Source organism: Bacillus sp. FJAT-52991, from assembly GCF_037201805.1.
Classification (GTDB): Bacteria; Bacillota; Bacilli; order Bacillales; family Domibacillaceae; genus Bacillus_CE; species Bacillus_CE kandeliae.
The window spans coordinates 2,433,081-2,450,129 of sequence record NZ_CP147404.1 but is presented as its reverse complement, the minus strand read 5'-3'; the positions used below and the strand labels follow the sequence as shown (position 1 = coordinate 2,450,129).

Here is a 17,049-nt window from a genome sequence, read left to right as displayed (position 1 = left end):
TGAATAGAAAGCTCTCGATAACGGCTGATCTATGTGGTCGTTATCGAGAGCTTTCATGATGTAAAAAAATTTTGTAAATAAAAAGGTTTTTTCGTATACATAGCGAATAAGTTATGTGATTCCAAATTGCGCAGTTGTTTCTTGTTTGTCGTCCGCAAACTTCTTATGGGTGGCTTGGAACAATTTAGTGAACATCTCTCCCACTTCTGCTTCTAATACTTCAATTCCTTTTCCAGTGACACCGCCTTTGACACACACTTTTTCTTCTAGCTCTGCTAATGTATATTCTTTCTGTTTAAACAGTTCTCCTAGCCCTATTAACATGCATTCCGCTAATGTTTCTGCTGTTTTTGCGTTCATTCCTGTTGTTTCTGCTCCTTCAATAAACTTCCGAGTTAAAAAGCTGAGAAAGGCTGGTCCGCAGCTCACGAGATCCGAAGCGGCTCGCGTGATGGATTCTTCAATTTCCACGGCATCACTACTGATACACCTCATCGTTTCCTTCATTTTCACTTTCCAGTTGGTTTGACATTTTTCACCGAATGTATATAAGACAGCTCCTGAAAGCACTTTGTTTGTAATGCTAGGAATCATTCGAATACATGAACAAGGAAGAATGGATTCCAATTGAGCCGTGCTAACAGGACTTGTAATCGAAATAGCGCATTGTGATGGCCGAAATAAATGCTTTACTTCATTAAGCATTGGAAAAATGTCGTGAGGCTTCACACAGATAAACACACGATCACAAATTTGTACCAAATCAGCAATGGAATCACAAATAGTGACTTGAGGATGCTTTATTTGGATGCGCTTTGTTTTTTCCACAGTGCGATTAATGATGAATAAGTCAGTAGCTGCAATGGCGTTTGAATCGATCAGCGCATGAATTAAGATTTCTCCCATATTACCAGTTCCGATGACTCCCGTTTTCATTGGTTTCCCCCCTTTATCCCGCATTAACGGGCTGTAAGATCCCCCCACTTTAACATGGCAGAAGAAACGCAGGCATGTAGGTGGGGGGAGTAAACGCCCGATTGGTTCAACTAACAATCAGTGGGGGGTGAAGAAAACCCCCACTGACTGAAGTTTCACTTTATAGAAATACGGCTTTTACAATGTATGTTGTTAAAAAAAGTTTATGCAAAAGAGGTGTAAAGAGTGGATGTGAAAGCATGGCTTGAAAAGTATAAAACACACGCTTTAATTGCCGCTGGTGTTTGTGTGTTTGGGTTGTATCAGTTATCAGAGGAGGAGGAACCTCCACCTGAACCATTTGCCATTGAGGAGGCTACACCGCCGTTGCAAGAGAAAGTGACGACTGCTCCAACAGAAGTGAAAGCTCCCGAGCAGCCTCAAACCGTTACGGTAGACATTAAAGGGGCAGTCAAAATGCCTGGTATTTACTCCTTATCTAGTGAGGAGCGAATCAATGATGCGGTAGCTAAAGCAGGAGGGTTTCAAAAAGAAGCAGATCGTACGACAGTCAATTTAGCTCAAAAGCTCCAAGATGAAATGGTGATCTACATTCCAAAAGTAGGGGAGGAGCCGCCCGTTCAAGCTGCCACTGCTCCAGGTACTAGCGGAGTGTCTAGTGGCGCGCAAACAGCTAGTTCAAGTGGCGCTGAGCAAGGAGGGGGAATCAATATTAATACAGCGACGTCTGCCGAATTGCAGGAGCTTCCAGGGATAGGGGAGGCGAAAGCTCAGGCGATTATTGATTATCGAGAAACGACAGGGGCGTTTGCTCAACCGGAAGATTTGAAAAATGTGACTGGCATCGGTGACAAAACATTTGAGAAATTGCAACCACTAATCACTATTAATTAAAATTCGTTGACGATCCCCTTTTTTTCTCGCTAAACTAAAGAAAAGAATTTTCTAGAAAGAGTGGAGTAAGAATGAGCAGAAAAAGCTGGGATGAATATTTTTTAGATATTGCGGAGGTTGTATCGACGCGTTCGACGTGTAATCGTCTGCATGTGGGTTGTGTCATTGTAAAGGACAAGCATATTGTAGCAACGGGATATAACGGATCAATCCATGGGCATGAGCATTGTGACGAAGAAGGTTGTCTATTGTCCGATGAAAAAAGATGTATTCGCTGTCTGCATGCGGAACTAAATGCCGTTCTTCATGCCGATCGAGATCGATTAAAGGGAGCCGCTGCTTACGTTACCCATGAGCCTTGTGAAAACTGCGCGAAGACTTTAGCACAAGCTGGCATTCAACGAATTATTTATCGTCATGCCTATCCAAATAAATGGAATCAGCACTTTTTGAAGGGGATTGAAGTGAAGCATTTGCCAAAACTGAATTAAGGGAGGCTGTATGCGCGGAAAAATCATTTATGTCGCGTTGTTTTCGTTAGTAGGAATGGTGTGGGCACTTCCTTCTTTAGGGAGTGTCCGACTATTTCTCACAGTGCTAGCACTTTATCTATTCATACGATTAGCAGGACGGATGAAGCAAATCATGCTCGTTTCTGCGATTCTGGCGTTTTTTGTCGGTCAATTTTATGAAAAGCAACATCATTCTACCTATACAGGTGATGAAGAGACGTTTCGAGTGTCGTTCACAGAAGATACGGTCATAGATGGAGATCGATTAAAAGCAACGGTCATATCTGCTACGGATGAAAAGCTGCGTTTGAGTTATAAGCTTTCTTCACAGGAAGAAGCAAACAAGCTGAAGCAGCTGTTGCCGGGAACGATATGTGACATTTCAGGCACGCTAGAGCTACCAGCAGAGGCACGTAATCGCCATGGATTTAATTATCGAAGCTTTTTGGCCAATCAACATATTTTTTGGCAAATGAAAGTAAACCGTCTTTCTTTATCCTCTTGTTATCAGCCGAAGCTTTCTGTGCAACAAAAAATTTTCTTGTGGCGCGCTAAAGGAATTGATCATATAAAAGAAATGTTTCCGGAGAGTTTACAATCCACTGCCGCTGCTTTATTGTTTGGTGACCGAACGCTAGCGGAAGAAGAAATAACAAAAGCGTATCAGCGGCTAGGAATTATTCATTTATTAGCCATTTCGGGACTTCATGTCGGCTTAATGACTACTTTTTTATATTATTTTCTCATTCGAATAGGCGTGACGAAAGAGCGGTCGCAAGTCATCTTATTGACTGTGCTACCTGTTTATGCTCTACTTGCTGGTGGATCGCCTCCTGTCGTTCGAGCTTGTTTAATGACTATTCTTATTTTGCTTGCGATTCGATTTCAACGGAAGTTCACCCCTCTTGATGCGCTAAGCCTCAGCTTTTTGCTCGTCCTCATGTATGATCCATATTTTCTTTATCAAGTAGGATTTCAACTTTCCTATCTCGTTAGCTTCTCACTTATTCTTTCCTCTCAGTCGATTTTATCCTATCCAACATCTTTTCTTGGAAAAATGTTTGCTATCACCACTGTATCTCAAATTGCTGGCTTACCGGTGATGATGTATCATTTTTTTGAAATCTCGATTTATTCGTTTGTCGCGAACTTGTTTTTTGTTCCTTTTTATTCTTTTCTCCTTTTACCTTGTCTTCTTGTGATTTATATTCTTAGTTTTACGTTTCCGCCTATATTGTCCCTTTTGTCGCCATTAGGTGAGATGTTAAGTCGGGTGGACGAGGCAGCGATGAAAGTGAGTGCATGGCCGTTTGCTGTTGTTGTGACAGGTCGTCCGATGCCTCTCTTTTTCGTGTGTTCCTTTTGTATTGGTCTTGTTGCCTTTTTGTATTGGGAAAAATCGAAAAGGTTACAGCCGGTATTTTTGATGCTGACCTTTGCAGTGAGTGCTCAAATCATCGCACAAACGTATTCGCCAAAAGGAGAGGTGACGTTTATTGATATTGGCCAAGGGGATGCAACATTCATTAAATTGCCCTTTAATCAAGGGAATTATTTGATTGATACAGGAGGAGTACTTCCCTTTCATAAAGAGGAGTGGCAGAAGCAAAGAAGGGATTTTACCATTGGTGAAGATGTGTTGTTACCTTATTTTAAAAGTATGGGCATCACTCGAATTGATAAGCTCATTTTAACCCATAGTGATTATGATCATATTGGTTCAGCGACCGAACTGTTTCCTTACATGGAGATAAAAGAAGTGATTATTAGTCCAGGCTCTGAGGTGAAACCAGTGATGCAACAAACGATCGAACAAGCGAAGAGGTTTCATGTTCCTGTTCGCTACGGCACATTTAAAGAGAGCTGGCAAGCTGAAGAGTCTTTTTTTCAATTTTTATCGCCGGAAGATGATCAATATGAAGGCAATGATGATTCCCTTGTATTATATGCTCAAATAGGCGGGAAAAAGTGGTTATTTACTGGGGATGCCGAGGTCCATGCGGAAAAAAAGATGGTGGATCGCTTCGATATGGATGTTGATTTTGTCAAACTCGGCCATCATGGAAGTAAAACATCGACAGCTGAGGAATTTGTCGCTGAAACGACGCCTGAATATGGTATTATCTCTGTCGGCAGAAAAAATCGTTATGGACATCCACATCGAGAAGTGGTTCAGCGGCTTCATGAGCATCAAGTGAAAATATGGAGAACGGATCTTCACGGAGAGATTACTTATACTTTTCGTGGCAGGCAAGGCACATTTTCTACATGTATTCCGTAAAATAAAAGAAAGAAGCTCGCCGAGTGGCGAGCTTCTCACACAAAGTTATCCGATCATTTTGATAGCTGTTGCAATAATAAACATTGTAGCAAAGAAACCGAAAGAAACGATAAATCCAACACCGGAATCTACTGCGTCATTACGCTTTGATTGGACATTTTTTTCAAATTCGTTCACAACTACCCCTCCTATTTCCATTCTAGTATAGACGATCATTTCTGAAAAATCTAGACTTCTCTTGACAATTTCCTGTGCTGACAAGAGTTAACTTCGATAAATTTCACAAATTCGGTGAAAATACAAGTAAGACGCGATCACCGTCAGCAAAGCTGTTTCCGGGACATCATTGTTGGCGTTCATATAGATCTCAAGGGGAGGCTCCTGGATCAGTTTCCCCTTGTCAAATGGATCAGGCTTTTTTAACATAAATAGTATCAAACGAAAATGGAGAGAAAAAGCCCTTGATACCAATTTGGAAAGAAATTGAACAAAAACAGTTTGCCTCTGTTTATTTATTATATGGAAAAGAAGATTTTTTAATCAATGAAACGAAGCAAAAGCTGATTGCCAACGCGTTGACGGAAGAGGAGATGGATTTTAACTTCGCCCTATATGATTTAGAGGAAACATCTGTGGAGACAGCTTTAGAGGAAGCAGAAACGTTTCCATTTATGGGAGAAAGGAAAGTTGTGTTTTTAAATCATCCGACGTTTTTGACGGCTGAACGAACGAAAGAAAAGGTCGAGCATAATTTGCAGAAGTTTGAGCAGTACATAAAAGACCCGGCTCCGTATACGATTCTAGTGTTGCTAGCCCCCTATGAAAAGCTAGATGAGCGAAAGAAGCTAACGAAACTATTAAAAAAAGAAGCTGCCGTACTAGAAGCAAAAAAGCTTGGTGAAAAAGAATTGAAAGGGTGGCTTCGAGACCGAGCGAAAAGCCATCATGTTGAAATGGATGAAGAAGCACTTGAGCATTTACTAGCGCTTGCTGGTACAAATTTAATGATGTTGACGTCAGAACTCGATAAGTTATCGCTTTATGCACAAGGAAAGAAACGGATTACAAAGGAGATGGTAGACAAGCTGACCGCTCGATCACTTGAGCAAGACATTTTTTCACTAGTGGATCGGATTGTTACAGGAAAAATAGAAGAAGCGTTTCGAATTTATTATGATTTACTGAAGTTAAATGAGGAGCCGATTAAAATTCTTTCGTTGATTGCCTCGCAATTTCGTCTTATTTATCAGACGAAAGAATTGTCAAGAAAAGGGTATGGACAGCAGCAAATAGCGGGCTTTTTGAAGGTACACCCTTTTCGGGTCAAGCTAGCAGCTGGGCAAGCACGGAATTTCACAGATGAACAGCTTGTTTATATTATCAAGAAGCTGGCGGATAGTGATTTGCAAATGAAATCAAGCGGGATGGCAAAAGAGATGATTATTGAAATGTTTTTATTTCAATTACAAGGAATAATGACAAAGTGTAAATAATAAGAAGGAGATGTCCCAAAAGTGTGCGTCGCAAACTTTTGGGACATCTCCTTCTAAATTAGTTTTTTTGCACCTGTTGCTTCGCTTTCGGTGCAGAAAAGGGTTCGTCTCATAAGTGTTGAGACGAACCCTTTTTGCTATTAAGCGTTTAGCTTTTTCATAAGACGGCCTTTTGTACGGTTAGCAGTGTTTTTGTGGATTAATCCTTTTGCTGCTGCTTTATCAAGGCTGCTTACTGCTTCAGTTAAAAGTACTTTCGCGTTATCTTCGTTGTTAGCAACCGCTACTTCAAATTTCTTTACAGCTGTACGCATAGCTGATTTCACTTGAGAGTTTTGCTCAGTACGTTTTTGAATAGTTTTTACGCGTTTGATGGCAGATTTAATATTTGGCATTCCTGTCACCTCCTAAAACGATCGAGATTCTATTTATTGCTCGATTTTCACAATTAAAGAACAAAAGTTATTCTATCAAACGAGGCGCTAGATTGCAATACTTACATTCGGATTTTGTGTCAAGGAATGAACTTTTACACAGTCGGGTAAACTGAAAAATAACATGAATGGAAGGGAGATCACTTCGATGGAAGAGAAGTCAATTAATTTAGATGTTTACCAGGTTCGAACCGATTTGGCGGTTGAAGCAAGGGTCATGGCGCAAGAGCGACAAGGTCAAATCGAGGAATTACCAGGTGTGTGGACAGAAGAACGAGAAGTGGACGGTATCAAGATTACCAATGTGACGATTGATGAAGAAGGGGAGAAAACAACAGGGAAAAAAGTGGGGCAGTATTTGACGGTGGAATCTCAAGGGATTCGAAGTCATGATACGACTCATCAGCATGAAGTAGAAAAAGTATTAGCCGCTGAGTTATCGGATTTTTTAAAACAGAAGGGGATCCAAGAAGGAGCTAGTTGCTTAGTTGTTGGACTTGGTAACAGCGATGTGACTCCAGATGCTCTTGGTCCACTCGTCTGTAGCTCTGTGATGGTGACGAGGCATTTGTTTGAGCTTCAGCCTGAAAACGTCGAGGAAGGATATCGGCCGGTTAGTTCTCTCGTGCCTGGTGTAATGGGGATGACGGGAATTGAGACAAGCGATATCGTTTTTGGGGTCGTGGAAAGGTCAAAGCCTGATTTTATCATTGTCGTAGATGCCCTCGCTTCACGCTCCATCGAACGAGTAAATGCCACAGTGCAAGTATCAGATAGTGGGATACATCCCGGGGCAGGTGTAGGGAATAAGCGAAAAGAAATTAGTGAGAAAACGTTAGGGATTCCAGTGATTGCGATTGGGGTGCCGACGGTTGTTGATGCCGTATCGATTACGAGTGATACGATTGACTATATTTTGAAGCATTTAGGAAAAGAAATAACTGAGGGAAAACGACCATCAAGCGCTTTGGCTCCAGGGGGATTTTCGTTTGGAAAGCGTGAGAAGCTAACGGATGAGCACCTTCCGAATGAAGAAAAACGACGTTCCTTTCTCGGAATGATTGGTGTGCTGCAAGAAGAAGAAAAGCGGCAACTTATTCATGAAGTGCTAGCACCACTAGGTCATAATTTAATGGTCACACCAAAAGAAATTGATTTATTTATGGAAGACACAGCGAATCTTTTGGCGAACAGCTTAAATGCGGCTCTTCATCCAGCGATTGATCAGCAAAATGCCGGCTTTTTCACGAAGTAAACTATTGGTTCTGCTTCTTTCTCTATTGTCATACGTATAGTACAAGACTTTAGTAGAAAGGGTGGAGCAATGAAGGGGACGCAGCCGAATTATATTTTGTCTATCAACTTGTCAACGATCTTAAAGGGTATGATGTTGTTAACGATCTCTCTCCTTTCACTTTTTTCAGTTGTCGGATTATTGACCTCTCTAGCTTATAATTATCGAATTTCTTCTCATTCCGTCAATGAAGCAACAGAGCATGTGAAAGGTGAAGCGCTTTACTACTTGTATACGTTAGAGAATAGAATGTTCACTACGTATGCACCTAGAAATGTGAAACCACCTTCATTAGGCGAAATAGCTTTTAGGTATGCTACCAATGTTCGTTTCCAAGATCCAAGGAGCTTTTTAAGTAGGGAAGTACCGGGGTTTTCTATTTATGACGGACAAATTTTAGTAGCAGGAGAAGGAACGAACTATTTGAATATGCCGATTGAATCTGGGCCGTCAGGTGAAGTGTTAGAAAAGCAAAATGATGCACCGCTTGCTAAGAATCCTCCAGACATTAAGAAGGATAAGCTGAGTTCGCCACCAACAATGACAACAAATGGGAAAGAACGAGTGTTCATGTATTTTACACATACAAGAGAGTCGTATTTACCGTTGCTTGCAGGTGTTTCTTCTCCAGATTCGGCCCAACATTCTTCGGTGAATGTGACAAAAGTAGGCGAAATGATAAAAGTTGCTCTTGAACACAAAGGTATTGGAACAGCGATTGATAAAACAGATATAGTTGCAAAGCTTGAACAGTTAGGAAGAGGCTACAATCAATCTTATCAACAATCACGTGAGGTTGTTACTTCAGCACAGACCAATAATCAAGATTTGCAATATTTCATTGATATTCACCGCGATTCACAGCGGAAACAAGTAACGACAACAACGATCAACGGAGAAAGTTATGCCAAGTTATTCTTTGTGATCGGTGGGGAGCATGCGAATTATGAGAAAAACGTTAAGCTAGCAACAGAATTGCATAATCGCATCGAACAAAAATATAAAGGACTTTCAAGGGGAGTTATTTTAAAACGAGGTAAAAAGACAAATGGAAAATACAATCAGGATTTGTCCGAAAATGCGTTACTTCTCGAATTTGGAGGAGTGGATAATACTTATGAAGAATTAAATCGGACGGCTAATGCTTTTGCCGATGTGTTTGCGGAATATTACTGGGAAGCTGAAGCGGTTCAAGGCCCTGCCGATTAGAAAGGAAGAAAAATGAAAGCCTTTTTGCTAAAAATTTATTTAGTGACTTCCGTATTTTTTTTAGGAATGTTGATTGGCATCTTTCAAGATAACGAGGAAAAAGAGCCAGTCAATGACAGAGAGGTGGCTCTCCATGTCGATCGTCCACAAACTTGGATAGATCGAGATGTCGCACAGCAAGATTTAGCAGAAAAACAAGCTAAGCTAGAAGAAGAAGGAGCGATCAATCTATTTTCTGCTTTTGGTCAATCCATTGCTGAAACGGTGACCGTGGTGACAACCACAATATTCGATGGATAAAGACTCGCCAACCCGCTTTCGATGATTAGGCGGGTTTTTCTGTTTTTCGTTGTCCAGCTCCAGCAGCCAGACTCTCGGACATAAGCCGTCCCGCCTGTGTGGCAAAGAACGCCACTTCAGCGGTCCATCTTATGTCTGCCGAGTCTAAACGGCTGCTTCCGCTTTTCGCATTGTCCAGCTCCAGGCGCTAGCGACTAGTGTACTTCCGCCCTCCTCCTTGCGATAAGTCAACATCGATTCACTAACGTTCATCGTGTTTCCTTTATCTCGATCGGATGGCTCCAGTCCATACGTCGCTGAACAAGCGCCTTCCGCTTTTCGCATTGTCCAGCTCCAGGCGCTAGCGACTAGTGTACTTCCGCCCTCCTCCTTGCGATAAGTCAACATCGATTCACTAACGTTCATCGTGTTTCCTTTATCTCGATCGGATGGCTCCAGTCCATACGTCGCTGAACAAGCGCCTTCCGCTTTTCGCATTGTCCAGCTCCAGGCGCTAGCGACTAGTGTACTTCCGCCCTCCTCCTTGCGATAAGTCAACATCGATTCACTAACGTTCATCGTGTTTCCTTTATCTCGATCGGCTCACTCCAGTCCATACGTCGCTGAACAAGCGCCTTCCGCTTTTCGCATTGTCCAGCTCCAGGCGCTAGCGACTAGTGTACTTCCGCCCTCCTCCTTGCGATAAGTCAACATCGATTCACTAACGTTCATCGTGTTTCCTTTATCTCGATCGGCTCGCTCCAGTCCATACGTCGCTAAACAGCGCCTTCCGCTTTTCGTTGTCATTTGCTTTTGGGGCTGATATAATCAATGCTAGTGTAATTGTGCCGACTAACAGGAGAAGGTGAAAGTATGAATCATGAAGAGAGATTAAAGAGACAAGAGCGTATTCGAAACTTCTCGATTATTGCTCATATTGATCATGGGAAGTCTACGTTAGCAGACCGAATTTTAGAGAAAACTCAGGCGTTGACTGCTCGTGAAATGAAAAGCCAGCTGCTTGATTCGATGGATTTAGAGAGAGAGCGCGGCATTACGATTAAATTAAATGCAGTCCAATTAACATATAAGGAAAAAGATGGAGAAGAATATATTTTTCACTTAATTGATACACCGGGACACGTCGACTTTACGTATGAAGTATCTCGAAGTTTAGCTGCCTGTGAAGGGGCGATTTTAGTTGTCGACGCCGCTCAAGGGATTGAAGCACAAACGTTAGCGAATGTGTATCTTGCCCTAGATAATGACTTGGAAATCCTTCCGGTTATTAATAAAATCGACTTGCCAGCAGCGGAACCAGAGCGCGTACGTCAAGAGGTGGAAGACGTCATTGGTCTTGATGCTTCAGAGGCAGTGCTTGCTTCCGCAAAAGCGGGAATCGGGATTGAAGAGATATTAGAGCAAATTGTCGAAAAGGTACCAGCTCCACAGGGAGATCCATCAGCTCCATTAAAAGCGCTTATTTTTGACTCGATGTTTGATGCGTATCGAGGAGTTGTCGCTTACATTCGTATTGTTGATGGAACGGTCAAAGTAGGCGATCGAATTAAAATGATGTCGACTGGAAAAGAATTTGATGTGACAGAGGTTGGAGTGTTTACGCCGAAAACGACTGCTCGTGATGAACTAACAGTCGGTGACGTAGGCTTTTTAACAGCTGCTATTAAAAATGTGGGAGATACAAGTGTTGGGGATACGATCACTTCAGCGAAAAATCCGGCACAAGAAGCTTTACCTGGATATCGAAAGCTGAACCCAATGGTGTACTGTGGATTATACCCAATTGATTCTTCCAAATTTAACGATTTGAGAGATGCACTTGAAAAGCTTGAGTTAAATGATTCTGCCCTACAGTTCGAGCCGGAAACATCACAAGCTTTAGGCTTTGGTTTCCGTTGTGGTTTCTTAGGCTTGCTCCATATGGAAATTATTCAGGAGCGTATCGAACGTGAATTTAAAATTGATTTAATTACGACAGCGCCAAGCGTTATTTATCAAGTAAAAATGACAAACGGTGAGGAAGTCGCTGTCGACAACCCGTCTAATATGCCTGACCCACAAAAAATTGATAGCGTAGAAGAGCCTTATGTAAAAGCGTCTATTATGGTACCAAATGATTATGTTGGAGCGGTAATGGAACTGGCACAAGGAAAACGAGGAATCTTCATCGATATGCAATATATGGATGAAATTCGCGTGAATGTTGTGTATGAAATTCCGCTGTCGGAAATCGTTTATGATTTCTTCGATCAGCTGAAGTCTAATACAAAAGGCTATGCTTCATTTGATTATGAGCTTATTGGCTATAAGCCGTCGAAGCTTGTGAAAATGGATATTTTATTAAATGCTGAAAAGGTCGATGCGTTAAGCTTTATCGTTCATCGTGACTTTGCTTATGAGCGCGGAAAAGTCATTGTAGAGAAGCTGAAGGAATTGATCCCAAGACAGCAGTTTGAGGTACCTGTTCAAGCGGCGATTGGTCAAAAAATTGTTGCGCGTTCAACGATCAAGTCCATGGGAAAAAATGTATTAGCTAAATGTTACGGTGGGGATATTTCCCGTAAACGTAAGTTGCTTGAGAAGCAGAAAGAAGGTAAGAAGCGGATGAAGCAAGTTGGATCTGTTGAAGTGCCGCAAGAAGCTTTCATGGCTGTTTTGAAAATGGACGAACCAAATAAATAATTGATGAGGGAAAGGGAAAGCGTAACAGCTGACCCTTTTTCTTGTTATGTTAGAGGAGTTTTTTAATGATACGTTCCGCTTATATTCATATCCCTTTTTGTCATCAAATTTGTCATTATTGCGATTTTAATAAAGTGTTTATGAAGAATCAGCCGGTTGAGGAGTATTTAGCAGCACTTGTAGCTGAAATGACACTGATGAAGGAACAAGCCCCAACGACTCATCTAGACACCATTTTTGTTGGTGGCGGTACCCCAACGGCTTTAAGTGCCGAGCAATTGGACATTCTTTGTCGATCCATTCGAGAGATTCTCCCATTTACAGAGGGAGAGTTCACTTTTGAAGCCAATCCGGGAGATTTAACCGAGGATAAGCTGAAAGTGTTAAAAGAGTATGGTGTGAATCGCTTAAGTATTGGTGTGCAGTCCTTTGATGACGAATTATTGGCATCTATTGGCCGCACGCATAAAGGTCAGGATGTATTTACGACCATTGAACGTGCTCAAGCCATTGGGTTTGAAAATATTAGCATTGATTTAATTTATGCCTTACCTAATCAAACGATCGAAAATTTTCGTGACACATTGCGGATTGCATTAAGTCTAGGCCTCCCGCATTATTCAGGCTATTCGCTGATTATTGAACCGAAGACGGTCTTTTATAATTTAATGAGAAAAGATCAATTGCCTCTTCCTAAAATAGAAACAGAGGCGGCGATGTATCGAGAGTTGATGGAACAAATGTCTACTCATGGACTGACACAATACGAAATCAGTAACTTTGCCAAGTCAGGGTTTGAAAGTCGTCATAATCTCGTGTATTGGAACAATGAACAGTATTATGGCTTCGGAGCTGGATCGCATGGGTATGTAAATGGCGTTAGAACAGCCAATCATGGACCATTGAAAAAATATACCGAGCCACTGATGAATGGGCAACTCCCAGTTTTATCGGCCCATCAAGTGTCGAAAAATGAAAAGATGGAAGAAGAAATGTTCCTTGGTCTTCGGAAAATGGCAGGGGTATCCGTTACGCAGTTTAGTCAAAAATATGAATGTTCCCCGCTTGAGCTATTTAAACAACCTCTCGCTGATATGACAGCAAGAGGGTTGCTGATCATTGAAAACAATGAAATGATTCGCTTGACTGATGAAGGGAAGTTACTTGGCAACGAAGTATTTCAGTCGTTTTTATTATCCATCGAATGATCATCAACAACATGAGCATGTTCATTGACAATAGGCATTGATTTTGATAATTTATTTATAGATTTAGCACTCGCAAAGAGAGAGTGCTAATAGAGGTGATGAACGTTGTTAACAGATCGTCAGCTTTTCATCTTACAAGTAATCATTGATGACTTTATTCAATCTGCACAGCCGATTGGCTCTCGCAGCTTAGTTGAAAAAGAAAGAGTGTCTTACAGTTCAGCGACCATTCGCAATGAGATGGCTGAACTTGAGGAGCTTGGTTATTTAGAGAAAACTCACACCTCCTCAGGTAGAGTGCCTTCAGAAAAAGGATATCGTTATTATGTCGATTACCTGTTACAACCTGAACAGCTCAATCGAAAAGAAGTGCAAACGATTCACTCCATCTTTTCTGAACGAATGTATGAATTAGAAAAAGTGGTGCAAAAGTCGGCGAAAATTTTATCGGAGTTGACGAATTACACAGCGATTGTATTAGGACCTGAAATTAAAGATAATAAAGTAAAGAGGTTACAAATTGTTCCTTTAAGTAAAGACACAGCGATTGCTATTATTGTGACGGATACCGGGCATGTCGAAAATCGAACGTTCACACTTCCTGAAAGTGTGGATGCTTCAGATATTGAAAAAATGGTGAATATTTTGAACGAACGATTGGTCGGCATTCCTCTTTCTAACTTACATGATAAGCTGTATAAAGAAATTGTTGTTCTGATGCAGCAGCATATTTATAATTATGAAGCGATGTTAACTATGTTTGCTGATGCTGTTGACTTGCCAACCACAGAAAAATTATTTTTTGGTGGCAAAACGAATATGCTCAATCAGCCAGAGTTCCATGATATTGCGAAAATTCGTCAAGTGATGAATATGATTGAACAGGAAGAAGGCATTTATAAATTAATTAGCGATATTCCAACCGGCATTCAAGTAAAGATAGGAAAAGAAAATAATAATGAGGCAATGGAGCATTGCAGCTTAATAACCGCTTCCTATTCTGTTGGAGAAGAGCAAGTGGGGACAATTGCCATACTTGGACCGACGCGAATGGAATACTCGCGGGTGATCACCCTTGTCGATTTTTTAAGTCATGATATGACAAAAGCGTTGACGAAGTTGTATGAAAGTTAAATCTAATAGATGAAGCAGAGTTAGGTGATAGCGGCTTAGCTCAATATCTCATTTAACGAATTTCTTTGACCTTTTGGATAGGAAGATGATGCTTAGTATAAGCATGGAAGTTATTGCTGACTTCCTTCTCTTTCTGTGTATAATATAAAGGTCGAATCATTAGGAAAAACTTTGAAGGAGGTGAAACCAATGGCAGAAGATAAGCAACTACATGAAGAAGGGTTAGAACAAACTGACGATCAGCCTGTAACAGAAGAAGAAGCTTCTTTTGACAAAATAAATGAATTAGAACAAAAATTAGAAGAGGCAGAGAATTCTTATTTACGTCTGCGTGCAGATTTTGATAATTTCCGTCGTCGTACGCAAATCGAGCGTGAAGCGGCTGATAAATATCGTGCACAAAATTTAATTTCTGACTTGCTTCCATTGTTAGATAACTTTGAGCGTGCGCTTAAAGTCGAAGCAATGAACGAGCAGACTCAATCCGTTCTTCAAGGGATGGACATGGTTTACAAAGGATTGCTCACGGCATTAGAAAAAGAAGGCGTCGAAGTGATCGAAGCTGTTGGCAATGAATTTGATCCGCATATTCATCAAGCGGTTATGACAGATAATGATGAAAACTACGGATCAAATATCGTGGTGGAAGAGTTTCAAAAGGGATATAAATTAAAAGACCGTGTCATTCGTCCATCAATGGTCAAAGTTAATCAATAAATCATTACATATATTTTTCAGGGAGGTAGTACAAATGAGCAAAATTATCGGTATCGACTTAGGTACAACGAACTCATGTGTGGCGGTTCTTGAAGGGGGAGAAGCAAAAGTTATTCCTAACCCAGAAGGCAATCGTACAACACCATCTGTTGTGGCATTTAAAAATGGTGAACGGCAAGTAGGGGAAGTAGCGAAGCGTCAAGCTATTACAAATCCAAACACAATCATTTCGATTAAACGTCATATGGGTACGACTCATAAAGAAACAATTGAAGGAAAAGAGTATTCTCCTCAAGAAATTTCTGCAATGGTTCTTCAACATTTAAAATCTTATGCAGAAGAATATTTAGGGGAAAAAGTAGAAAAAGCAGTTATTACTGTTCCTGCTTACTTTAATGATGCTGAGCGTCAAGCAACTAAAGATGCTGGTAAAATCGCTGGCCTTGAAGTAGAGCGTATTATTAACGAACCGACAGCTGCGGCTCTTGCGTACGGTATGGATAAAATGGATGAGGATCAAACAATTCTTGTATACGACCTTGGCGGTGGTACATTTGACGTATCGATTTTAGAGCTGGGTGATGGCGTGTTTGAAGTTCGTTCTACAGCGGGTGACAATCGCCTAGGTGGAGACGACTTTGACCAAGTGATTATCGATTACTTAGTACAAGAATTCAAAAAAGAAAACGGCATCGACTTATCTCAAGATAAAATGGCGATGCAACGTTTAAAAGACGCAGCTGAAAAAGCGAAAAAAGACCTTTCAGGTGTGACTTCTACACAGATTTCTTTACCGTTTATCACAGCAGGTGAAGCTGGTCCGCTTCACTTAGAATTAACATTAAGCCGTGCGAAGTTTGAAGAGCTTTCAGCGAACCTTGTTGAGCGCACAATGGGACCTGTACGTCAAGCACTTCAAGATGCAGGTATGTCTGCTTCTGAGCTTGATAAAATCATTTTAGTTGGTGGATCAACACGTATTCCAGCTGTTCAAGAAGCAATTCGTAAAGCAACGGGTAAAGAGCCTCATAAAGGGGTAAACCCAGATGAAGTAGTAGCAATGGGTGCTGCTGTTCAAGGTGGAGTATTAACAGGAGATGTAAAAGACGTTGTTCTTTTAGATGTAACTCCACTATCTTTAGGTATTGAAACAATGGGCGGCGTATTTACGAAGTTGATCGATCGTAATACAACGATTCCAACATCAAAATCACAAGTGTTCTCTACAGCTGCTGATAGTCAAACAGCTGTTGATATTCATGTGCTTCAAGGGGAACGCTCGATGGCGTCTGCAAACAAAACATTAGGTCGCTTCCAATTAGCAGATATCCCACCAGCACCACGTGGTATTCCACAAATTGAAGTAACATTTGATATCGACAAAAATGGTATCGTCAACGTTAGTGCGAAAGATATGGGCACTGGCAAACAACAAAACATCACGATTAAATCTTCTTCAGGTCTTTCTGATGACGAGATTGATCGCATGGTGAAAGAAGCAGAAGAAAATGCAGAAGCGGATAAAAAACTAAAAGAAGAAGTAGAACTTCGCAATGAAGCTGACCAATTAGTCTTCACAACAGAAAAAACATTAAAAGAACTTGAAGGCAAAGTAGATGCTGAAGAAGTGAAGAAAGCAGAAGACGCGAAAGAAGCGTTGAAAGCAGCAATTGAGAAAAACGAACTTGAAGACATTCGTACGAAAAAAGATGCGCTATCTGAAATTGTGCAAAACTTGTCCATGAAACTGTATGAAGAAGCAGCCAAGCAAGCCCAGGCGCAAGAAGGACAGGCACAAGGCGGACAAAAAGGTGATGACGTCGTCGATGCTGAATTTGAAGAAGTAAACGACGATAAATAATCACAAGCTTTAGCCTTTTCGCTAGGCAGCTAAAGTCAAAGTCAGGGGTTCCTTGACTTTGACTTTTTTCATGATTAGGTGAAAAAATGGATCG

General features: G+C 41.2%; 17 protein-coding genes. 12 read left to right on the top strand and 5 right to left on the bottom strand.

Annotated features, from left to right (window positions below; all coding sequences use genetic code 11):
• Window positions 1–111: 111 nt before the first annotated feature.
• Window positions 112–936 carry a late competence protein ComER gene (gene comER, locus WDJ61_RS12645; RefSeq protein WP_338750254.1) on the bottom strand — a complete coding sequence of 275 codons (825 nt, stop codon included), beginning with the start codon at window positions 934–936 and terminating at the stop codon, window positions 112–114.
• A 225-nt stretch (window positions 937–1,161) separates the two neighbouring features.
• On the opposite strand from comER, the gene WDJ61_RS12640 reads away from it, so the two are divergent.
• The 3 genes from WDJ61_RS12640 (at window position 1,162) to WDJ61_RS12630 (ending at window position 4,623) form a co-directional block, all read left to right on the top strand.
• Window positions 1,162–1,830, top strand: coding sequence for a helix-hairpin-helix domain-containing protein (locus WDJ61_RS12640; RefSeq protein WP_338750252.1), 669 nt, complete (start codon window positions 1,162–1,164; stop codon window positions 1,828–1,830).
• Window positions 1,831–1,901: 71 nt separating this feature from the next.
• The gene (locus WDJ61_RS12635; protein WP_338750250.1) at window positions 1,902–2,321 is read left to right on the top strand and encodes a cytidine/deoxycytidylate deaminase family protein; all 420 of its coding nucleotides are present in this window, start codon (window positions 1,902–1,904) and stop codon (window positions 2,319–2,321) included.
• 10 nt (window positions 2,322–2,331) lie between these two features.
• Window positions 2,332–4,623, top strand: a complete 2,292-nt coding sequence (locus tag WDJ61_RS12630; RefSeq protein WP_338750248.1) for a DNA internalization-related competence protein ComEC/Rec2 — start codon at window positions 2,332–2,334, stop codon at window positions 4,621–4,623.
• Window positions 4,624–4,668: 45 nt separating this feature from the next.
• Here the strand turns inward: WDJ61_RS12630 and WDJ61_RS12625 are convergent, their stop codons facing one another.
• Window positions 4,669–4,800, bottom strand: a complete 132-nt coding sequence (locus WDJ61_RS12625; RefSeq protein ID WP_203361688.1) for a YqzM family protein — start codon at window positions 4,798–4,800, stop codon at window positions 4,669–4,671.
• Between the two features lie 284 nt (window positions 4,801–5,084).
• On the opposite strand from WDJ61_RS12625, the gene holA reads away from it, so the two are divergent.
• On the top strand, window positions 5,085–6,116 hold the full coding sequence (holA, locus tag WDJ61_RS12620) for a DNA polymerase III subunit delta (protein WP_338750243.1): 1,032 nt from the start codon (window positions 5,085–5,087) through the stop codon (window positions 6,114–6,116).
• A 140-nt stretch (window positions 6,117–6,256) separates the two neighbouring features.
• Here holA and rpsT read toward each other — a convergent pair whose 3' ends face one another.
• The gene (gene rpsT / locus WDJ61_RS12615; protein ID WP_338750240.1) at window positions 6,257–6,511 is read right to left on the bottom strand and encodes a 30S ribosomal protein S20; all 255 of its coding nucleotides are present in this window, start codon (window positions 6,509–6,511) and stop codon (window positions 6,257–6,259) included.
• Between the two features lie 187 nt (window positions 6,512–6,698).
• On the opposite strand from rpsT, the gene gpr reads away from it, so the two are divergent.
• The 3 genes from gpr to WDJ61_RS12600 all read left to right on the top strand — a co-directional run bounded on the left by gpr (window position 6,699) and on the right by WDJ61_RS12600 (window position 9,353).
• The gene (gene gpr / locus WDJ61_RS12610; protein ID WP_338750238.1) at window positions 6,699–7,805 is read left to right on the top strand and encodes a GPR endopeptidase; all 1,107 of its coding nucleotides are present in this window, start codon (window positions 6,699–6,701) and stop codon (window positions 7,803–7,805) included.
• A gap of 69 nt (window positions 7,806–7,874) precedes the next feature.
• Window positions 7,875–9,053: a stage II sporulation protein P gene (spoIIP, locus tag WDJ61_RS12605; RefSeq protein WP_338750236.1), complete on the top strand. Its 1,179-nt coding sequence runs from the start codon at window positions 7,875–7,877 to the stop codon at window positions 9,051–9,053.
• Between the two features lie 12 nt (window positions 9,054–9,065).
• Window positions 9,066–9,353 (top strand): hypothetical protein, encoded by a 288-nt coding sequence (locus WDJ61_RS12600; RefSeq protein WP_338750234.1) that lies wholly within the window; start codon window positions 9,066–9,068, stop codon window positions 9,351–9,353.
• Window positions 9,354–9,497: 144 nt separating this feature from the next.
• Here WDJ61_RS12600 and WDJ61_RS12595 read toward each other — a convergent pair whose 3' ends face one another.
• Together WDJ61_RS12595 and WDJ61_RS12590 are read right to left on the bottom strand one after the other, a co-directional pair.
• Complete coding sequence (locus tag WDJ61_RS12595) at window positions 9,498–9,911, bottom strand: hypothetical protein (protein ID WP_338750232.1); 414 nt, start codon at window positions 9,909–9,911, stop codon at window positions 9,498–9,500.
• A 24-nt stretch (window positions 9,912–9,935) separates the two neighbouring features.
• Complete coding sequence (locus WDJ61_RS12590) at window positions 9,936–10,139, bottom strand: hypothetical protein (protein ID WP_338750230.1); 204 nt, start codon at window positions 10,137–10,139, stop codon at window positions 9,936–9,938.
• Between the two features lie 66 nt (window positions 10,140–10,205).
• Here WDJ61_RS12590 and lepA point away from each other — a divergent pair, with 66 nt between their 5' ends.
• The 5 genes from lepA (at window position 10,206) to dnaK (ending at window position 16,955) form a co-directional block, all read left to right on the top strand.
• Window positions 10,206–12,035, top strand: coding sequence for a translation elongation factor 4 (gene lepA / locus WDJ61_RS12585; protein WP_338750228.1), 1,830 nt, complete (start codon window positions 10,206–10,208; stop codon window positions 12,033–12,035).
• A gap of 65 nt (window positions 12,036–12,100) precedes the next feature.
• Window positions 12,101–13,243 carry a radical SAM family heme chaperone HemW gene (gene hemW, locus WDJ61_RS12580; protein ID WP_338750226.1) on the top strand — a complete coding sequence of 381 codons (1,143 nt, stop codon included), beginning with the start codon at window positions 12,101–12,103 and terminating at the stop codon, window positions 13,241–13,243.
• Window positions 13,244–13,348: 105 nt separating this feature from the next.
• The gene (hrcA, locus tag WDJ61_RS12575; RefSeq protein ID WP_338750224.1) at window positions 13,349–14,377 is read left to right on the top strand and encodes a heat-inducible transcriptional repressor HrcA; all 1,029 of its coding nucleotides are present in this window, start codon (window positions 13,349–13,351) and stop codon (window positions 14,375–14,377) included.
• A 189-nt stretch (window positions 14,378–14,566) separates the two neighbouring features.
• On the top strand, window positions 14,567–15,094 hold the full coding sequence (grpE, locus tag WDJ61_RS12570; RefSeq protein ID WP_338750222.1) for a nucleotide exchange factor GrpE: 528 nt from the start codon (window positions 14,567–14,569) through the stop codon (window positions 15,092–15,094).
• Window positions 15,095–15,128: 34 nt separating this feature from the next.
• Window positions 15,129–16,955: a molecular chaperone DnaK gene (dnaK, locus tag WDJ61_RS12565; RefSeq protein WP_338750220.1), complete on the top strand. Its 1,827-nt coding sequence runs from the start codon at window positions 15,129–15,131 to the stop codon at window positions 16,953–16,955.
• Window positions 16,956–17,049: the final 94 nt, after the last annotated feature.

What these genes read in the sequence shown, in the direction of transcription:
- WDJ61_RS12635 (WP_338750250.1), top strand. Translation starts at nt 1,902, where the DNA reads ATGAGCAGAAAAAGCTGGGATGAATATTTTTTAGATATTGCGGAGGTT.
- WDJ61_RS12590 (WP_338750230.1), bottom strand. Translation starts at nt 10,139, where the DNA reads ATGACAACGAAAAGCGGAAGGCGCTGTTTAGCGACGTATGGACTGGAG.
- comER (WP_338750254.1), bottom strand. Translation starts at nt 936, where the DNA reads ATGAAAACGGGAGTCATCGGAACTGGTAATATGGGAGAAATCTTAATT.
- WDJ61_RS12600 (WP_338750234.1), top strand. Translation starts at nt 9,066, where the DNA reads ATGAAAGCCTTTTTGCTAAAAATTTATTTAGTGACTTCCGTATTTTTT.
- lepA (WP_338750228.1), top strand. Translation starts at nt 10,206, where the DNA reads ATGAATCATGAAGAGAGATTAAAGAGACAAGAGCGTATTCGAAACTTC.
- WDJ61_RS12595 (WP_338750232.1), bottom strand. Translation starts at nt 9,911, where the DNA reads ATGAACGTTAGTGAATCGATGTTGACTTATCGCAAGGAGGAGGGCGGA.
- rpsT (WP_338750240.1), bottom strand. Translation starts at nt 6,511, where the DNA reads ATGCCAAATATTAAATCTGCCATCAAACGCGTAAAAACTATTCAAAAA.
- dnaK (WP_338750220.1), top strand. Translation starts at nt 15,129, where the DNA reads ATGAGCAAAATTATCGGTATCGACTTAGGTACAACGAACTCATGTGTG.
- gpr (WP_338750238.1), top strand. Translation starts at nt 6,699, where the DNA reads ATGGAAGAGAAGTCAATTAATTTAGATGTTTACCAGGTTCGAACCGAT.
- hemW (WP_338750226.1), top strand. Translation starts at nt 12,101, where the DNA reads ATGATACGTTCCGCTTATATTCATATCCCTTTTTGTCATCAAATTTGT.
- grpE (WP_338750222.1), top strand. Translation starts at nt 14,567, where the DNA reads ATGGCAGAAGATAAGCAACTACATGAAGAAGGGTTAGAACAAACTGAC.
- spoIIP (WP_338750236.1), top strand. Translation starts at nt 7,875, where the DNA reads ATGAAGGGGACGCAGCCGAATTATATTTTGTCTATCAACTTGTCAACG.
- WDJ61_RS12630 (WP_338750248.1), top strand. Translation starts at nt 2,332, where the DNA reads ATGCGCGGAAAAATCATTTATGTCGCGTTGTTTTCGTTAGTAGGAATG.